Below are 17307 nucleotides of genomic sequence, written 5' to 3'. Positions count from 1 at the left end.
GGAAGGAGCTGCTTAATATGCTATGGATTCCGATCGACCGGTCGCTGGAGCGGCCCTTGCATAAGCAGGTATATGACCAAGTTCGGGAAAGGATTCTGGGAGGCGAGCTGCCGCCCGGCTGGAAGCTGCCATCCACGAGGGAGCTGGCAGACGAGCTCCGGGTATCGCGGAACGTCGTGCTTGGCGCGTATGATCAGCTTCTGGCGGAAGGCTATCTGGACGCGGAGAGAGGGTCGGGCACGTATGTGGCGGAGGGTGCGTTTCTAGAGGAGAGGAAGATGATCGCCGAGCTTCGGAATACGGACTCGTCCGAGGACATCAAGTCGTCCGGAGAGGATGTCATCGATTTCCGTTCCGGCATTCCGGACTTGAGCGCCTTTCCGCGCAAGGCATGGGCGAGGCTGGCAAGAGAGGTCTGGGAGGACGCGCCGGCCGACGCTTTCGGGTACGGCATGCCCGAGGGCCGGAGAGAGCTTAGGCAAGCGCTGTCCGACTATCTTCTGAAGACGAGGGGCGTGAAGTGCCGCCCGGAACAGATCGTTATCACGTCAGGCGCTACCCAGGCACTGACGCTAACGGCGAAGCTGCTTACCCGACCGGATGATATGATCATTATCGAGGATCCCATTACGCGCGACATCCAGCTTATCTTCCAGCAAGCGGGCGCGCGTCTGCATCCCGTTCCCGCGGACGAGCAGGGAATGCAGAGCGATCGGCTTCCCGCCGGCGCGCGTCCGGCCTTTGTATTCCTTACGCCGTCGCATCAATTTCCGCTGGGCGGAACGCTGCCGATTCAGCGGCGGATCCAGCTGATTGGGTACGCGAGGCAGAACGGCACCTACCTGGTGGAGGACGACTATGACAGCGAATTCCGCCACGAAGGCCAGCCGGTCAGCTCTTTGCAGGGACTTGATCCGGAGCGGGTGCTGTATATCGGCTCCTTCAGCAAAATTTTGTCGCCCGCGCTCCGTCTCGGCTACCTCGTGCTCCCGGAGCATCTGATCCCGGGCTGCCGGCAGCTGAAGTGGTTCGCGGATCTTCATTCCTCGTCGATGGAGCAAATCATCCTGGCGCGGTTTATCGAGGAAGGGGGACTCGCCCGCCATATCGCAAAAATGAAAAAGCTGTACAGAATCCGGAGGGATGCACTGATCCGGTGCTTAACGGAGGCTTTCGGCGAGAGAGTGAGAATCTCGGGCCAATCGACGGGACTGCATCTCGTCGCTTCCTTTACGGGCGCTGATTTCACGGACGAGCTTCTGGACTCGCTGAAGGTGGGCGGCGTGCAGCTGTACCCGGTCGAGAAGCATGCGGCGACTCCCGGTCATCATCGGCACAGCCTCATTATGGGTTATGGCCATTTGTCGCCGGAGACGATACAAATCGGCATTACCCGCATGCGCGAAGCCTGGGGGGCGCTTGGCAGGTAGGGGCTGTCTGCGAAAGCAAGCAAGCCCCGTACTTCACAAGCGAGGCGCGGCTCGTTAGCTCGATTGCTGGCGATGAATGCCATTGACGCCCATAATAACCGCGACGAGCTCGTAACTGTCCAGCCGATCGGAGTAGTTCCGCAGCCGGAACGCGCCGGCCTCCAGCCATCCGCTGATTTTCTCGAAGGAAGCGACCTCCGAGCCGCTCTCATCCCGCACGGTGTAATGCTTGGAGAAGGGCTCGGCTTCGATTTCGTATACGCCTCTATAGCCGGCGTCGTATTCATAGCGTTTGCTGAAGAAAGAGAGCCGGTAACGAAGAACGCCAAGCTCGGTGCCCGCGGCGTCCCGCACCTCCCACTTGCTGCTGAAGAACCGGAAGCTCCCAGCGTATCGCAAGATCGCGTCCGGACCGTATACGGAGACGGAGGATGTCAATGAGCTCTCCAGATCCAGCTGCCCCATTGCGGCACCGGTCTCATCCATAATTTCCGTTACACCCCTGCTAAAAAAGCGATCGCGAAAATATAATTCCATCATGCTGCTCCCTCCCTTTGGCTAATGGTTTATGAATCATTACGTTGCTGCCATTCGGTTTGTTGCATGTCGGCTCATCCATATTTTAGGAGGATATTAGGAATCTGTGTCGAATATAGGGGAGCGGGAGAAACAATGACAACGTAGAGAAGGAGAGAATGAACGAAGCTATGAATGACTTTCATGTGTATGCCAGAAAAGGACGATTGACGCTGCTCGGCTTTGGAGCGCTGGTGTTTGTTTGCTTGGGCTGCTTGTTTATGGTTTTTGCGCCTGAAGCAGGCGGTATCGAGACGGTGCTTTTATTCGCAATCGGGGCCGTTTGCGTTTTGTTTTTCGGGTTGTGCCTTATCATCTATATCAAAAAAATGTTCGACCGTTCGCCGATGCTGACGATTTCCTACGAAGGGATCCGGGATCAGGCCACTTACGGGGCGGCGGGGCTGATCCGCTGGGAGGAAATCGCGGACATTCAAGCGCTGCGGATGCATAATCAGGACTTCCTATGCATTTTCACTCATGACAGAAACTTGATCATGAACCGGCATACGGGCTTTCAGCGTTTGCTGCACAGGATGAACAAAGGACTCAGTCCGGCGCAGGCCCATATTCCGCTCAAAATGCTGAAATGCTCGCTCGACACGCTGTTCGAGGAAATCAACAAGCGGGCGCCGCAGCCCCCCGCCTGATCGCAACGAAGCATGAGCTCCGGCTTTACGCCGAGAGCTCATGCTTTATTATTGTTGTCTGGAGCAACACTAGCCGATGGTGCAGCGTTAATCAATAGACGACAGTTGCACGCGAAGGAGTGGTGAAGTGAAAAGAAAGCTGTGGGCTCTTGCCGCGCTGCTGGCATGTTTAGCCGTTTTTTACTGGCTCAGCGGTTACCGCTTCACGGAGGAAGGGGCTCTATCGGCTGGTTTTCCAGGGAAGTATCGGATCGTGCTGTCGGAGAATACGGCATACGGGAAAGCCGTTTTGTTCGAAAACTTGGCGGACGGCACCTTCGGAGGGGCCCGGCTCGAGAAGGCTGTCGGCTACTTATACCGTCACGACGGTCAAGCTTACGGTCAGTTCCTGGAGGAGGGACAGCCGTTTGAAGCGGGAGGCTATGGAAGCGGAAAAGGGGAGGATCGGTTTCAGGTGTTCTTGAAGGCAGCGCCCGAGTCGGGCATTCGCACCATTGCCGTAGGCAATCATTTGGAGGAGAAGGGGCCGTCCGTCCCCTATTCGATGACGCTATACGACGTGATGGAGCGTCCGAACGAATACGAGTGGTCGGAGCTTACGGAGTCGTATGCGTTATTCGTCCTGGACGACTATTCGGAGAAGACTTGGACGATTCGTGCTTTCGATGAGTCGGGGAAGCTTGTGGCGCATAAACGCTTCGCCGGACAACCGGAGTACGTGTCCATTCAAGGGGAGGAGTTCGGGCTTACGTATGAGGATGTTTCCGCAAGCCCGCTTGCGTCCGGATCCCCCACCGGCAAGAAAAGCATTCGGACCGTGCCTCTGGAGATTGGGGGCAAGAGCGTCGAGCTTATTTTGCATGAAGACGAAAAGATCCCGACCGATATTTACGCCCGCCTGCAAGATGGGGAGGAGCTGTATGATCTTGGGCTTGTTACCTCCTACGGAATGGATGGCGTACAGGATATTACAGCGGCGGACGTTACGGGTGATGGCGTTAAGGAGCTGCTGGTGACGGGTGAGATGGGGGCGTCCTACGCGGAGCTGAAGGTTGTCCGGCGGGAACCGGCAACGGGCGAGTGGGCGGAGGCGCTGAAGATGGGAAGTCCGTCCTTCCTGGATCTTGACGGAGACGGTAGAGAAGAGCTTCTTGGGGTGTCGACGGGGAGCCTCCCGTCCTATGTCATGCTCTATCGGTGGGCGGGCAGCGGGTTTCAAGCGGCGGATATCGGCCGGCAGTTGGGAGGAGGCTCGGTATCGGTGAATAAGCAAGATGGGGGGAACCGGTTGTTGTACGAGAAGGACGGGGCGCTCCTGCTGTATCAATTGCAAGGCTCCCGCTTGATACCAGTTGGCTATAACTAAACTTTCCCTGCAAGCCGTCCCGTCATCCGTGCTACAGTATCCATAGAACTTGAAGCTCGGGAGAGATGAACATGAGTTTAACCATAAGCAAGCCATTGCATGAATGGATTGCCGAAGCCGATATACATACGCTGCAGTCCGCCATGGAGGCCGGGCTCGTCAGCTCCGAGGAGCTGGTACAGGCGTACATGGAGCGAATCGAACGATGGAATCCGCGCATTAACGCCATTCTGGAGTTGAATCCGGACGCGGAGAATATTGCCCGGGAATTAGACGCCGAGCGGCTTGGGCGCGGAAGCAGAGGCCCTCTGCACGGTATTCCGATTCTGCTCAAAGACAACATCGACACGCATGACCGCATGCATACGAGCGCGGGCTCGGTCGCCCTCGCGCATTCGATCGCGCCGGAGGATTCGTTCGTCGCGAAGAAGCTGCGGGAAGCCGGAGCCGTTCTGCTGGGCAAGACGAATATGACGGAATGGTCGAACTTTATGTCCTGGAACATGCCAGCCGGCTACAGCTCGCGGGGCGGCCAGGTGTTCAATCCGTATGGGCCGGGAGAAGTGTTCGTGAACGGCTCCAGCTCCGGTTCCGCGGCGGCCGCCGCGGCCAGTCTCGCCGCCGCCGCAATCGGCACGGAGACGGCAGGCTCCATCGTCGGCCCGGCCAGCCAGCATGCGCTGGTCGGCATTAAACCAACGGTCGGGCTGGTCAGCCGTTCCGGCGTCATTCCGATCTCATCGAATCAGGACACGGCGGGCCCGCTTGCCCGAACCGTGGCGGACGCGGCAATTCTGCTGGGCGCTTTGACCGGAGTGGACGAGCGGGATTCGCGCACGCGCGAAAGCAGCGGCTTGTTTCACCGGGACTATACGCCGTTTCTCGACGAAACGTTTTTGCCCGGGGCGCGCATCGGCATTCCGAGAGCCTTCTACGAGCATCTCGACGAAGAGAGGCTTGCGATCATGGAGGGAGCGATCGCCGCGCTGCGCAACGAGGGCGCGACAATCGTGGACGACTTGCCCCTTCCCGTCTCGACGGACAACTGGAACGGGAACATCGTGGGGTATGAATTCAAGCGGGGCATCGATCGCTATTTATCTTTGCTCGGACCTTCCGCGTCCGTGCATTCGCTCGAGGAGCTGATCGCCTTCAACGAGGCGCACGCGGAGCATGCGCTTCGTTACGGACAGAACGTGCTTACCGACTCGCAAGCCGTCGACATGACGGAGGAAGAGTACGAGCGGGAGCAGGCGGCGTACAAGGAGAAAGCACGGCGCGAGGGTATCGATTACCTCATCCGGCATTACCGGCTGGACGCCCTGCTGCTGCCGGGCGATGCGGACGGCAAATATATGGCGGCCCGCATGGGCTACCCGCTTATCTGCGTGCCGGCCGGCTACTCCGAGCGCGGCATCATCGATTCGGACGGGGATCCGACCAAAGGGCCGTTCGGGGTTATCTTCTCCGGGGGAGCCTACAGCGAGCCGACTCTGATCAAGCTGGCCTATGGCTTCGAGCAGGCGACACGCCATCGGGTGCCGCCACCGGCTATTGATAGCGAATAAGGAGGCGATGCGGAATGACGGTTCATCTTATTCCGATTACGTTCGACCAGCAAGGAACCCGGCAGACGATCGTTCCCGTCCTCCTGAAGGATGAGCATCGCTTGATATTGGTGGACTGCGGCTATCCGGGCTTTCTGCCGCTGCTGGAGGATGCCGCGCGGGAGCGGGGATTGTCTTTGGACGACCTGACGCATGTGATCGTAACGCATCACGACATGGACCACATGGGGGCTCTCGCGGAGCTTAAGCGTGCCTATCCATCGGTTGAGATTATCGCTCACGAGCTGGATGAGCCTCATATTGCCGGCCGGCAAAAATCGCTGCGGCTCGAGCAGGCGGAGTCGCTGCATGAGCGGCTGCCGGAGGAGCGAAAGCCGCAGGCGGAGTCCTTCATCGCGTTCCTTCGGAGCATCGAGCCCGCGAGCGTCGATCGGATCGTTGCCGACGGCGAAGTGCTGCCTTGGTGCGGCGGCCTTGAAATCGTGCATACGCCCGGGCATATGCCGGGACATATCTCGATTTATGTGCAGTCGGCCGGGATCATGCTCGCCGCGGATGCGGTAGTCATCGAAGAGGACGGGAAGCTTGGTATCGCCAATCCGGAGTTTACGATGGACAGGCGCGCGGCGGCGGCTTCTATTGAACGGCTGTCTCGCTATGCCATTCATCAGTTGATCTGCTACCATGGCGGCCTGTACGAAGGCGATGCCGGGGCGGGGCTCCGGGAGCTGCTCCGCAACGAGCGGGGCGAAAGCGAATAAACGGCGTTTTTAGGTCTGCAGGCGACAGCCTGCGGGCTTTTTTTGTTTTGTACAGTTTCTCGGGGAACGAATTCTACAGTTATTACCGCGAAGTACAGCCCATAAGTGTTGCTATTCGAGGAATAAACAGTTTCCATCTCTTGCGGGATCGTGCACGATGGAGAAGCGGAGACGGGAAGGACCGGATTCCGCTCCAATCCCAAGCGCGAAGGAGAGATAATCGTGATGAAATCCAAACGGACAGTGACGAGTTTATTCCTGTCGCTGGTTCTGTTGTCCGCGGCATGCCCGCTGCCGGGAGCGCTCGCTGCAGCGCCTGACGTAGGAAGCATGATCTCGGCGGCAGACTACGGAGCGAACGGCCAGGACGGACTGGACGACAGGGCGGCGATTCAAGCGGCCGTCGACGGGGCGGCGGCAGGCGATACCGTGCTGATTCCGAAGGGCACGTACCAGCTGTCGGGCACGGTCATGGGCAAGTCGGGCGTTTCCATTAGAGGCGAGAATCGGGATAAGACGATCATTCAGTTCGTCTCCGAGGCGGATACGTATATGTTCTACCTACATAATGTAACGAACGCTTCGGTATCGGATATGACGCTGGACGGCAACGACAGCTTGATCGCGATGTCGGCCGTCGTCTCCGAGGGAGGAAGCGGCAACCAAATGCGCAACCTCAGAGTGCAAGATTTTGCGGCGACGGAAGGCTTCGGCCCGCATGCGCTGTACGTTGTGGGCTCAACCCATGTCAGCATTAAGGATAACATTGTCACTAATATTGGAACCGCTTCCATCTGGGGCGCGGCCGTACGGGCGGGCTGGGGCTCGGCGAACGTAACCGTCGAAAACAACGTCATCGCGAACACGGGCCGAGGCGGCATTCTCATCAACGACGACAGCCCGGGAGCCGTCATCCGCTCCAATAAGATTACCGGCTCGGGGCTGAAGGAGCATGGTCTGTCCATCGAGCTGCACACGAACGTGGATAACTCCATTATCGAAGATAACGAAGTCGATTTCTGGATCAGCGCGGTGCGCTCCGACACGGTGGCGATTCGCCGCAACGTCGTGAAGCCGACGGACGGCAGGGTCGGCAGCATCGGCCTCGAGGTGATGGCGGATAACGCGGTGACGACGGACAATATCGTGGACGGCGGCCAGCAGGTCGGCATCCAGCAGTCGCCGGGCACGGGCCATCAGCTGTGGGGCTACAACGTGGTCAAAAACATGGTCATGTGGGGGATGCAGCTGCAAGGAGAAGGCACGGGGCAGATCGAGCAGTTCCAATATTTCTACAGGAACAGCTTCATTAACACGCAGGAAGGCAATCCTTCGGCAGCGTACCCGGGCTACGACGGGAACGGCGTGCGCATTCACGGCAGCTCGCAGAATTTGACGTTCGACAGCAACCTGATTGCCGGCAACGGCCGCAAAGGCATCGAGTTCACGGGCGCGTCGGGCGTCGATCGTCTGAGCTTCACGAACAACATCATTACGGGCAACGAAGACGTCGCCGTCGATCCGTATCCGGCCGCGGCCGAGCATCTGGAATGGAAAGGGAATGTCGTGCTCCGCAATGGCAGCAACACGCAGCCGTCGTCGCGCGGCTTCGCGAATCCGAAGCCGACGGCTGATTTCGAAGCGCCGGTCCTCGTGCGCGTCGGCGAGCCGGTTACATTCGTGAACAAATCGAAGGACAACGGCTCGATCTCCCATCAGCTCTGGGACTTCGGCGCCGGACTGCCCAGCTCCAGCGCGCAGCCGACCTTCGTGTACGACAAGCTCGGGGCGTACCGCGTGACGCTGGTCGTCTGGGATAACGAGGGACGCGCCAGCCTCAAGGAGCGTATCGTGCTCGTGCGGCCGGGAAGACCGGATACGCAGGCCCCGTCGGCTCCAACCGGGCTTATCTCGCCGTCCCAGACGGATGAGACGATCGAGCTGAGCTGGAATCCGGCAGCGGATAACGTAGGCGTCGTCGGCTACGAGGTCTACGTGGACGGAGTGCTGGCAGGCTCTACCGCTCCGGGTGAAACTTCGTTTACGGTCAAGGGCTTGTCGCCGCTGACGAGCTACAGCCTTACCCTCCGGGCCAAAGACGCTGCGGGCAACGTATCCACGCCTAGCGCTCCGCTCTCCGTCACGACCGAGGCGCCCGACGCGGAGCCGCCGAGCAAGCCGGCGAGCCTGGCGGCGACGGTCAGCGGCGCGACGAGCGTCAGCCTAAGTTGGTCTGCATCTACGGACAACAAGGCGGTAACGGGCTACGAGGTCTATCGGAACGGCATTCTGATTGGTACGACATCGGGCGCGGCGTCGACCATCTATGAGGTTACGGGGCTGCTGCCCGGAACGTCGAATACATTCACGGTGAAGGCGAAGGATGCCGCGGGCAACGCATCCGAGGGCAGCGGTTCGGCAACAGCCGTCCAGGCTGCTCCGTCCGGCGACGTCTACTTGAGCGACTTCGCCTGGGATAGCGGAACGGCGGGCTGGGGAAGCATTATGCGCGACAAATCGTCGGACGGCAGGCCGATTACGCTGAACGGCGTCGAATACGCCAAAGGCCTCGGCACGCACGCCGCCTCGGAGATCGTCTATACGGTCGGCGGAGCGTACGGCCGGTTCCTCGCAGAGGTCGGCGTGGACGACGAGACGTACGGCAACGGCTCGGTCAGCTTCGAGGTATGGCTGGACGGCGTACTCGCCTATGACAGCGGCGTCATGACGGCGGAATCCGATACGGCATCGATTGATCTGGACATTGGCGGAGCTCAGACGCTGAAGCTCGTCGTCACGAACGGCGGCAACGGCAGCGACTGGGATCATGCGGACTGGGGAGACGCCCGAATCGTATACGGAGGCGGCGAGTAGGTCCCCGGCGGACAGGAAGAGGTGGCCGGGGGCCGTCCTGCTAGGGCGGTCCCTTGGGAACCGTTTTATTTGATGAAAGGAGGTGGGGCACGGTCCATAACGGTAAGTCAGACAGAGGAAGAGCTCTTGACGGATAGCAGAGGAGCCGGAATCGACTGCATGCCATCATTCCATTGAAGAAAGCGAGAGTGAACTCATGAAACCAGTGAAGTCCATCAAGACTTCCAAGACGAACAAACGAATCGTAAGCCTCTTATGCGCGGCCGCTCTGCTGTTCCCGGTCATACCCGCGGCACCTGCTTACGCGGCAACTCTTAACGTAACGTCATACGGAGCGAACGGCACCGATACGGGCGACGACAGCGCGGCATTCCAGGCAGCCGTCAATGCGGCATCCAGCGGCGACACGGTGTTTATCCCGAACGGCACTTATTATTTGGGCAGTCCGGTCAGCGGCAAGTCAGGCGTCAAAATTACGGGACAGAGCAGGGACCATACGATTATCGAATACGCTTCATCTTCCGCCAACACGTTCTTCTCGCTGTACAACTTGTCCGGCGCCGAGGTGTCCTCGATGACGCTCGACGCGAACAACAGCGCGGTGCCGCAATCGGCGGTCGTATCGGAGAACGGCAGCGGCAACAAAATGCTGAACCTGAAGGTCAAAGATTTCGGCATGTCCTCCGGCTTCGGACCGTTCGCGCTGTTCGGGATTAATACGGATAATTTGACGGTTGCGGACAACGTGGTGACTAACATCGGCGTCAACTCGGATTGGGGCGGCGGCGTGCGGGTAGGCTGGGGCTCGGATCATGCTCTGATCGAGAACAACTACGTCGCGGACACGGGACGCGGCGGCATCTTCCTGAACGACGACAGTCCGTACGCGATTGTCAGGGGCAATACGGTCACCGGCACCGGCCAGCAAATGGAAGGTCTCGGCATCGAGCTTCATACCAACGTCGACTACTCCTTGGTCGAGGACAACACGGTCGATCACTGGATCAGCACGGTGCGTTCCGCCTATATCGCGGTCCGCAACAACTACGTCGGCTCGAGCACGACGGTCGGCAACATGGGTCTCGAGGTGATGGTCGACCACGGCGTTACGTCGGGCAACATCGTCGACGGCGGCCAGCAGGTCGGCATCCAGCAGTCGCCGGGCACGGGCTACCAGCTCTGGAACTACAATACGGTCCAGAACATGGTCATGTGGGGGATGCAGCTGCAGGGCGAGGGCACGGGTCAGACGGAGCAGTTCCAATATTTCTACAAAAACACGTTCAAAGACGGCGCGGCCGGCCATCCATCCGCAGCTTATCCGGGCTACGACGGCAACGCGATCCGCATCCACGGCAATACGCAGAACATTACGTTCGACAGCAATACGATTACGAACAACGGCCGCAAAGCGATTGAAATTACGACCGCGGGCGGAACCGACCGCCTCAGCTTCATCAACAACACGATCACGAACAATGCCGGACCTTCGATCGATCAGTATCCGACCTCCGCGTCTCATCTGGAGTGGAGCAACAATACGGTCAGCGGCAACGGCACGAACACGCAGCTCACAAGCAGGGGCTTCAGCGATCCGAAGCCGGTCGCGAACTTCACGGCTCCGCTGACGGTACAGCTCGGCCAATCGGTCACGTTCACGAATACATCTACCGACAACGGCACTATTGTCGAGCATCTGTGGGATCTCGGCGAAGGCCTGCCGGTCACGACGGTCAGCCCGACGTATACGTACCAGAAGCCGGGCACGTACCAAGTCATTCTAGGCGTCTGGGACAACGGCGGCCGCGCGAGCGTCAAGGAGCAGACGATTACGGTTATCGCGGGACCGCCGGATACGACGGCTCCTTCCACGCCGACGAACCTGGCGTCGCCGTCGAAGACGGATACGAGCGTTACGCTCACTTGGACGGCGTCCACGGATAACATCGGCATCGCCGGCTACGATGTGTATAAGGACGGCGTGCTTGCAGGTTCGACGGTTGGTTCGACGACGACTTCCTTCACGGTGAGCGGCTTGACGTCGAATACCGCCTACAGCTTCGCGGTTCGGGCCAAGGATGCTTCCGGCAACACATCGGCGTTAAGCAGCGCGATCAGCGTCACGACAAGCTCGATTCCGACGCCGGTATGGGTACATTGCGCGGGCGAAAACAATATGTGCAGCTTCACCGGCACGAAGGAAGTACGCTATGGCGCGGCGGGCAGCTACAACTACGGCACGTACACGAACGGTGTCATGTGCGGCAATAACATTTTCGGCGATCCGGCTCCGGGCCAATACAAGACTTGCGATGTGAACATCGCGGTCGGAGGAGGCGGGGGCGGCGATTCGCAAGCTCCCACGGCGCCGACGGGATTAACATCGCCGTCGAAGACTTCCTCAAGCGTCAGCTTGTCGTGGACGGCTTCGACGGACAATGTCGGCGTGACGGGCTACGAGATCTATAGAGGCGGTACGCTGGCCGGCTCGACGACGGGCGCGACTTCGTTCAATGTAACGGGCCTGTCGCCTAGCACGACGTACAGCTTCACGGTGAAGGCCCGGGACGCGGCGGGCAACGTCTCGGCGGCCAGCTCCGCTCTGAGCGTGACGACGAACGCGCCGGCTGGCGATACGCAAGCGCCAACGGCTCCGACGGGCTCCATTACGCGCGAGTACTGGACGAATCTATCCGGCGGCACGATCGCTAGCATCCCGACCGGCACGACGCCTACGGGCACCAGCTCGCTCACGAGCTTCCAGGCGCCTTCGAACTGGGGCGACAACTACGGCACGCGCATCCGCGGCTACATTGTGCCGTCGGTGACGGGCACCTACCAGTTCTCGATCGCGGGCGACAACAACAGCGTGCTGTACCTCAGCACGAACGACAATCCGGCGAACAAGGTCATGATCGGCGAAGTGATCGACTGGGTGAACGAGCTGAGCTGGACGCAAAACGCCACGCAGCAGTCCGGTCTAATCAGCCTGCAGGCCGGCCAGCGTTACTACGTCGAGGTGCTGCATAAGGAGGAGGGCGGCGGCGACCATGTCGCGGTCGGCTGGAAGACGCCGGGCAGCTCGACGTATTCCGTCATCGGCGGCGCTAACTTGGCGCCGATTCAGTAGGGAAGGGCCGCAAGCGGAGTCGTCCGCTTGCGGTTTTTTCTTGCGCGAGGAGAGGCTGCGCGCCTCCGAGGACTCTATTTGGACATAGGCTTGCAGCCTCCGTCCCTCTGGACGGGGGAAGGCATCTTTGATAGGCTTTGTTTAATCAAAGCGGACTAACGGCGTTCGAATGGGGAGAGCGGCATATGAGTGACGGCAACGCAACATATATTCGGAATATAGGCTTCTTCGCGCATGTGGACGCGGGGAAAACGACGACGACGGAGGAAATTCTGTTCCGCAGCGGCCGCATCCGTCAGCTCGGCAGCGTGGATGATGGCACGGCGCAGACGGATTATCTCGAGGTCGAGCGGACGAGGGGCATATCGGTGCGCGCGGCGTCGACCCGGTTCGAGCATGGCGGTATAACGGTGAATGTGATCGATACGCCCGGACATGTCGATTTCTTGTCGGAGGTGGAACGATCCCTGCGCGTCATTGACGGCGCCGTGTTGATTCTGTCGGCCGCGGAGGGGGTGCAGGCCCAGACGGAGGTTATCTGGCATGCGCTTCGCGAGCGCGGCATCCCGACGCTCCTGTACATCAATAAGATGGACCGCGTCGGCGCGTCCGCCGAACGGACGCTGGCGGAAATCCGCCGCCTGCTGACTCCGAGCGCGGCTCCGATTCAGGCTCCGATCGGGGCGGAGGATACGTTTGCCGGCTCCGTATCGCTGCTTGCGCCGCATGACGCGGCGGCAGCGGCCCATGCGGACGGCTATCGGCAGCAGCTTGTGGAAGCGGTTGCCGAAGCCGATGAGACTTTGCTGCTGCGGTATTTGGAGGAGGGCGGCCTGAGCGACGGGGAATTGCAGGAGGCCGTCCTTCGGCTCGCGGGCGATGCAAATATTTATCCGGTGCTGTTCGGTGCTTCCGGCCGGGGCATAGGGGTCGAACCGCTGATGGATGCCATGACGAAGCTGCTGCCTCCGCCGCGGGGAAGTGAGGGAGATCCGTTATCCGGCGTCGTCTTCCGCGTCGAGCGCGACGCCGCGATGGGAAGGATCGCTTATGTGCGGTTATACGGCGGCGTCATCCGGAATCGGGATTCCGTCTACAACGCTACCCGGGATATCGCGGAGAAAGCGACGCAAATCCGGCGCATCGACGGTCAGCGATCCGAGGATGTCGGCATCCTCCGGGCAGGAGATGTCGCAGCCGTATCCGGCTGGAGCGAAGCCCGCATCGGCGATATCATCGGCAGCAAGGACGGCGTGCCCGGAGAGACGAAGCTGGCAGTGCCGCTGCTTACCGTGCAGGTGCGCTGGGAGGACGAGGCGCGGTATCCCGCGGTGGTGGCGGCCCTTCGAGAGCTGGCTGACGAAGATCCGCTGCTCGATTTGCAATGGCTGCAGGAGCAGAGGGAGCTCCATCTGAAGGTGATGGGTCCCATTCAAATTGAGGTACTGACCCAGGTTGTCCAAGACCGATACGGGCTGTCCGTAAGCTTCGGCGCTCCGTCTGTTATTTACAAGGAGACGCCGGCCGGGGAGGGCGAAGGCTTTGTCGCCTATTTGGCGCCGAAGCCCTGCTGGGCGATTTTGCGGTTCCGCATCGAGCCCGGCGAGAGGGGAAGCGGGCTGCGGTACGAGGCGAACGTTCGGTCCGAGCGGCTGCTGGAGAGCTACCAGAACGAGGTCGCGCGCCGCGTGCCGGAGGCGCTCCAGCAAGGGTTGTTCGGCTGGGAGGTGACGGACCTGAAGGTGACGCTGGTCGAAGGCGAGCACCATGTCTGGCATACGCATCCGCTGGACTTCGCCATCGCCACGCCGATGGGCATCATGGACGGGCTGAGCCGGACCGGCGTGAAGCTTCTGGAGCCGCTGTTGTCCTTCCGCCTGTCCGTCCCGGAGGAGCATGGCGGCAAGCTCATGAACGAGCTGATCGCGATGAGGGGCGAGTTCGAAGCTCCGGAGCTGCGCGGCGAGCGGATGGAGCTGACGGGCACGCTGCCCGTGGCCACGTCGCTCGACTTCCCTGCCCGGTTCGGCTCGATGACGAAAGGCAGGGGCATCCTGTCCACCTTCTTCGCGGGGTACCGGGAATGCCCGCCGGACGTGCAAGCCCAGAGGCAGCGGAGCGGCGTGAATCCGCTGGACCAGTCGAAATATATTTTGTACATGCGCAAGGCGCTGGCGCAGTGAAGACGCGCAGTAGAAATTGATTTAGAAGCGAACTCTACCCTCGCGCCCATGCCGGCGAGTGTTAGAATCGATGTCAGGAAAACGCAAAGGATGTGGCAAGGATGAGCGCAGAGTTAGACGAGCATATCGGTGAAATCATAGAGCAATACAATGGGACGGCAGACGTTCCGTTCTCCGGGGCTATACGGGTGCAGGCGATGGGACAGATTGTGGAGAAGGGAATAGGGAGCGCCAACCGAAGCGAACGGATTCCCAATCGTCCGGATACGAGATTCGGCATCGCTTCGGGCTGCAAAATATTTACGGCGGCCGCGATCTGCCAGCTGGCGGAGCAAGGGAAGCTGCGGTTCGACGATCGGCTGCTCGATCTGGTTTCGGCCGACTTTCCTCATTTTGATCCCGGCGTCACCGTGCATCATCTGCTTACGCATAGCTCAGGCGTTCCGGATTATTTCGACGAAGATGTCATGGACGATTTCAGCGAGCTATGGAGGGCGGTACCTTCATACGCGATGCAGACGCCGTCCGACTTATTGCCCTTGTTCCAGAACGGCGCGATGAAGTTTAGTCCCGGCGAAACGTTTGCGTATTGCAATTCGGGGTTTATTTTGTTGGGCTGATCGTAGAGCGGCTGTCCGGCATGAGCTTTACGTCGTATGTGGAAGAGCGCATATTCCGGCCAAGCGGCATGACCGATTCCGGTTACTTCCGTCTTGACGAGCTGCCGGAGCGGACGGCTATCGGCTATATGGATAAGGGGGATGGCTGGCGAACGAATCACTTCTCGCTCCCCGTCATGGGAGGACCGGACGGAGGAGCGTTTACGACGGTTCGCGATATGGAGCTGTTCTGGAAGGCCTTGCTTGGGAACAAGCTGATGACGGAGGAGACGACGGCGTTGATGCTCCGGCCGCACATAACGGTCAACGACCGCGTGCGCTACGGATACGGAGTGTGGATGACCTATATCGAGGGCGAGCTGTTTAAATACTATGTTATGGGCAGCGATCCGGGGGTGACGATGGTATCCTCCGCTTACGCCAAAACGTATGATCAGGCTCATGTGCTGGGCAACGTCGACAGAGGCGCGGGGGCGCTTGCTTCGAAAATAGACGAGTGGATTTGGAAGCTTGGATAAAGCGGAAGGGCCGCCCCGGTTAGGGAGCGGCCCTTCTTCTTATTTGATGACGGCGCAAGCAATGCGGCCGCCGGAGTTGCCGGACGGGTCGGTGACGTAGTCGTCGGCTTTCTCGTGGATAATAAGCGCGGTGCCGCCGGCCTTCAACAAGGAGTTCGGCTTGCCGGGCTTCAAGGAAACGGCTTCGCTCTGCAGCTTCGCGTTCACCGTGCCATCCGCTTTCACTTGGATGTTCGGAAGGTCGCCGCTATGGAAGCCCTCCGGATTTTTGAAGCCATGCTTCTTCTCATGCGGGTTGAAATGGGCACCGGCCGAAGTGAAATCCGGCGTTTCGCATTTGCCTTCGGCATGGAAGTGAATGCCGTGCGCTCCAGGCGTCAAGCCTTTGGCCTCGACGTTGATGACCACCTTATCGTTACGCTGCATCAACGTAGCGTTGCCTATTTGTTCGCCTTTGCCGTTGATGATCGGTACGAGCAGCTCTCCGGCGCCCGCGCTTTCCTCGGCCTTAGCCGAACCAATGGTCAGCGAGCCCGCAAGCAGCGCGGCCGTGGAGAGGATCAAGATTTTTTTCATAGCTTCCTCCTGATGATGAATCGTAGATTGGCCGTACAATACGGCATCAGCTTTAGCATGTGCATAAATTTGGAAATTATTCTGAGTATTTTCTCATGAGATGAAACGTTTCATGTTGGATGCGACGGGTTAAGTAGGGATAGGCAAGAGGAAATCATCAAAAAACTAAGCTACATAATCAGGAGGAATCATACTATGAAAAAAATCGCCAAAAACAATTCCATGACAAAGCTGCTGCTGACAGCCGCAATGTGCGCAGTGTTGATGTTCAGCGCCGCGGCCTGCAACAACAATAACGGCAATGACACCTCGATCGACGTCAACAACGATGACGGCGCCGTAGTCGAGACGGACGCGCCGGTCGTCACCGAGCCGATCACGCCGGAAGAGACCGAAGAGACGGAAGGCGCCGGAGAGACCGAAGGCGCTGTGACGGAATAAGCTATTTTGCACAAACAACGAACCTCCCCTCCAATTTGGAGCTGGGAGGTTTCTTCATGCTCGGCGGTGTGTGGGGGCACGGAGGAAATAGCGGTGCCAGAAGTGCTTAAACGTGCGGAGAGAGGGGGCGCGGAGGAAATAGCGGTGCCAGGAATGCTTAAACGTGCGGGGAGAGGGTGTACGGAAGAATAGCGGTGCCAGAAGTGCTTAAACGTGCGGAGAGAGGGGGCACGGAAGAAATAGCGGTGCCAGGAACGTTTAAACGTGCGGAGAGAGGGTGCGCGAAAGAAATAGCGGTGCCAGGAATTCTTAAACGTGCGGAGAGAGGGTGCGCAGAGAAAATAGCGCTGCTCCGCCTGCTTGGCTCCAAACAAAAACGCCCTCGAGCGTGGCTCGAGGGCGTTCGGCGTGGCTGCTTCCATTAAAACATCGGGAACACGTACCGCACCAGGAAGTATAGCGCTCCGAAGAAGATTAGAAGGTAGGCGGTATATTTAATCAGAGTAGATAGCACTTGGCTGGAGTCGGATTTTTTCTGCACGTGGCGTTCTTCGATCTCGACGTTTTGATGAGGCGTGTTGGTATTCATATGTTCCATCTCCTTTGTGTAGAAG

At 59.4% G+C, this 17307-nt stretch carries 12 protein-coding genes and 1 pseudogene; 10 read left to right on the top strand and 3 right to left on the bottom strand.

Going from position 1 to position 17307, the window contains the following annotated elements; translation table 11 throughout:
* The first annotated feature begins 17 nt into the window (after positions 1 to 17).
* Positions 18 to 1430 carry a MocR-like pyridoxine biosynthesis transcription factor PdxR gene (gene pdxR / locus NQZ67_RS22045; RefSeq protein ID WP_257450151.1) on the top strand — a complete coding sequence of 471 codons (1413 nt, stop codon included), beginning with the start codon at positions 18 to 20 and terminating at the stop codon, positions 1428 to 1430.
* A gap of 54 nt (positions 1431 to 1484) precedes the next feature.
* Here pdxR and NQZ67_RS22040 read toward each other — a convergent pair whose 3' ends face one another.
* Complete coding sequence (locus tag NQZ67_RS22040) at positions 1485 to 1970, bottom strand: LURP-one-related/scramblase family protein (protein ID WP_306813010.1); 486 nt, start codon at positions 1968 to 1970, stop codon at positions 1485 to 1487.
* A gap of 155 nt (positions 1971 to 2125) precedes the next feature.
* Here NQZ67_RS22040 and NQZ67_RS22035 point away from each other — a divergent pair, with 155 nt between their 5' ends.
* The 8 genes and pseudogenes from NQZ67_RS22035 to NQZ67_RS30695 all read left to right on the top strand — a co-directional run bounded on the left by NQZ67_RS22035 (position 2126) and on the right by NQZ67_RS30695 (position 15676).
* Complete coding sequence (locus tag NQZ67_RS22035; RefSeq protein WP_257450149.1) at positions 2126 to 2656, top strand: STM3941 family protein; 531 nt, start codon at positions 2126 to 2128, stop codon at positions 2654 to 2656.
* A 127-nt stretch (positions 2657 to 2783) separates the two neighbouring features.
* A complete protein-coding gene (locus NQZ67_RS22030) occupies positions 2784 to 4022 on the top strand; it encodes a hypothetical protein (protein ID WP_257450147.1) in 1239 nt (412 codons plus the stop codon).
* A 71-nt stretch (positions 4023 to 4093) separates the two neighbouring features.
* Positions 4094 to 5590, top strand: a complete 1497-nt coding sequence (locus NQZ67_RS22025) for an amidase family protein (protein ID WP_257450145.1) — start codon at positions 4094 to 4096, stop codon at positions 5588 to 5590.
* A gap of 14 nt (positions 5591 to 5604) precedes the next feature.
* Entirely contained in the window at positions 5605 to 6351 is a 747-nt protein-coding gene (locus tag NQZ67_RS22020; RefSeq protein WP_257450143.1) for an MBL fold metallo-hydrolase, read from the top strand.
* A 225-nt stretch (positions 6352 to 6576) separates the two neighbouring features.
* Positions 6577 to 9225 (top strand): NPCBM/NEW2 domain-containing protein, encoded by a 2649-nt coding sequence (locus NQZ67_RS22015; RefSeq protein ID WP_257450354.1) that lies wholly within the window; start codon positions 6577 to 6579, stop codon positions 9223 to 9225.
* 196 nt (positions 9226 to 9421) lie between these two features.
* On the top strand, positions 9422 to 12355 hold the full coding sequence (locus tag NQZ67_RS30700) for a fibronectin type III domain-containing protein (RefSeq protein WP_257450141.1): 2934 nt from the start codon (positions 9422 to 9424) through the stop codon (positions 12353 to 12355).
* 185 nt (positions 12356 to 12540) lie between these two features.
* Entirely contained in the window at positions 12541 to 14538 is a 1998-nt protein-coding gene (locus NQZ67_RS22005) for a GTP-binding protein (protein ID WP_257450139.1), read from the top strand.
* 101 nt (positions 14539 to 14639) lie between these two features.
* Positions 14640 to 15676: pseudogene (locus tag NQZ67_RS30695) on the top strand (serine hydrolase domain-containing protein).
* A gap of 39 nt (positions 15677 to 15715) precedes the next feature.
* On the opposite strand, the gene NQZ67_RS21990 reads toward NQZ67_RS30695, so the two are convergent.
* On the bottom strand, positions 15716 to 16252 hold the full coding sequence (locus NQZ67_RS21990; RefSeq protein WP_257450133.1) for a superoxide dismutase family protein: 537 nt from the start codon (positions 16250 to 16252) through the stop codon (positions 15716 to 15718).
* 195 nt (positions 16253 to 16447) lie between these two features.
* Here NQZ67_RS21990 and NQZ67_RS21985 point away from each other — a divergent pair, with 195 nt between their 5' ends.
* Positions 16448 to 16693, top strand: a complete 246-nt coding sequence (locus NQZ67_RS21985; protein ID WP_257450131.1) for a hypothetical protein — start codon at positions 16448 to 16450, stop codon at positions 16691 to 16693.
* Positions 16694 to 17114: 421 nt separating this feature from the next.
* On the opposite strand, the gene NQZ67_RS21980 is transcribed toward NQZ67_RS21985, so the two are convergent.
* Positions 17115 to 17282, bottom strand: a complete 168-nt coding sequence (locus tag NQZ67_RS21980) for a hypothetical protein (protein ID WP_257450129.1) — start codon at positions 17280 to 17282, stop codon at positions 17115 to 17117.
* Positions 17283 to 17307 lie beyond the last annotated feature (25 nt).

This window comes from Paenibacillus soyae (assembly GCF_024623455.1).
GTDB classification, from domain to species: domain Bacteria; phylum Bacillota; class Bacilli; order Paenibacillales; family Paenibacillaceae; genus Pristimantibacillus; species Pristimantibacillus soyae.
Note: the sequence above shows the minus strand (reverse complement) of the source record. Positions and strands in the feature narration are given on the sequence as shown.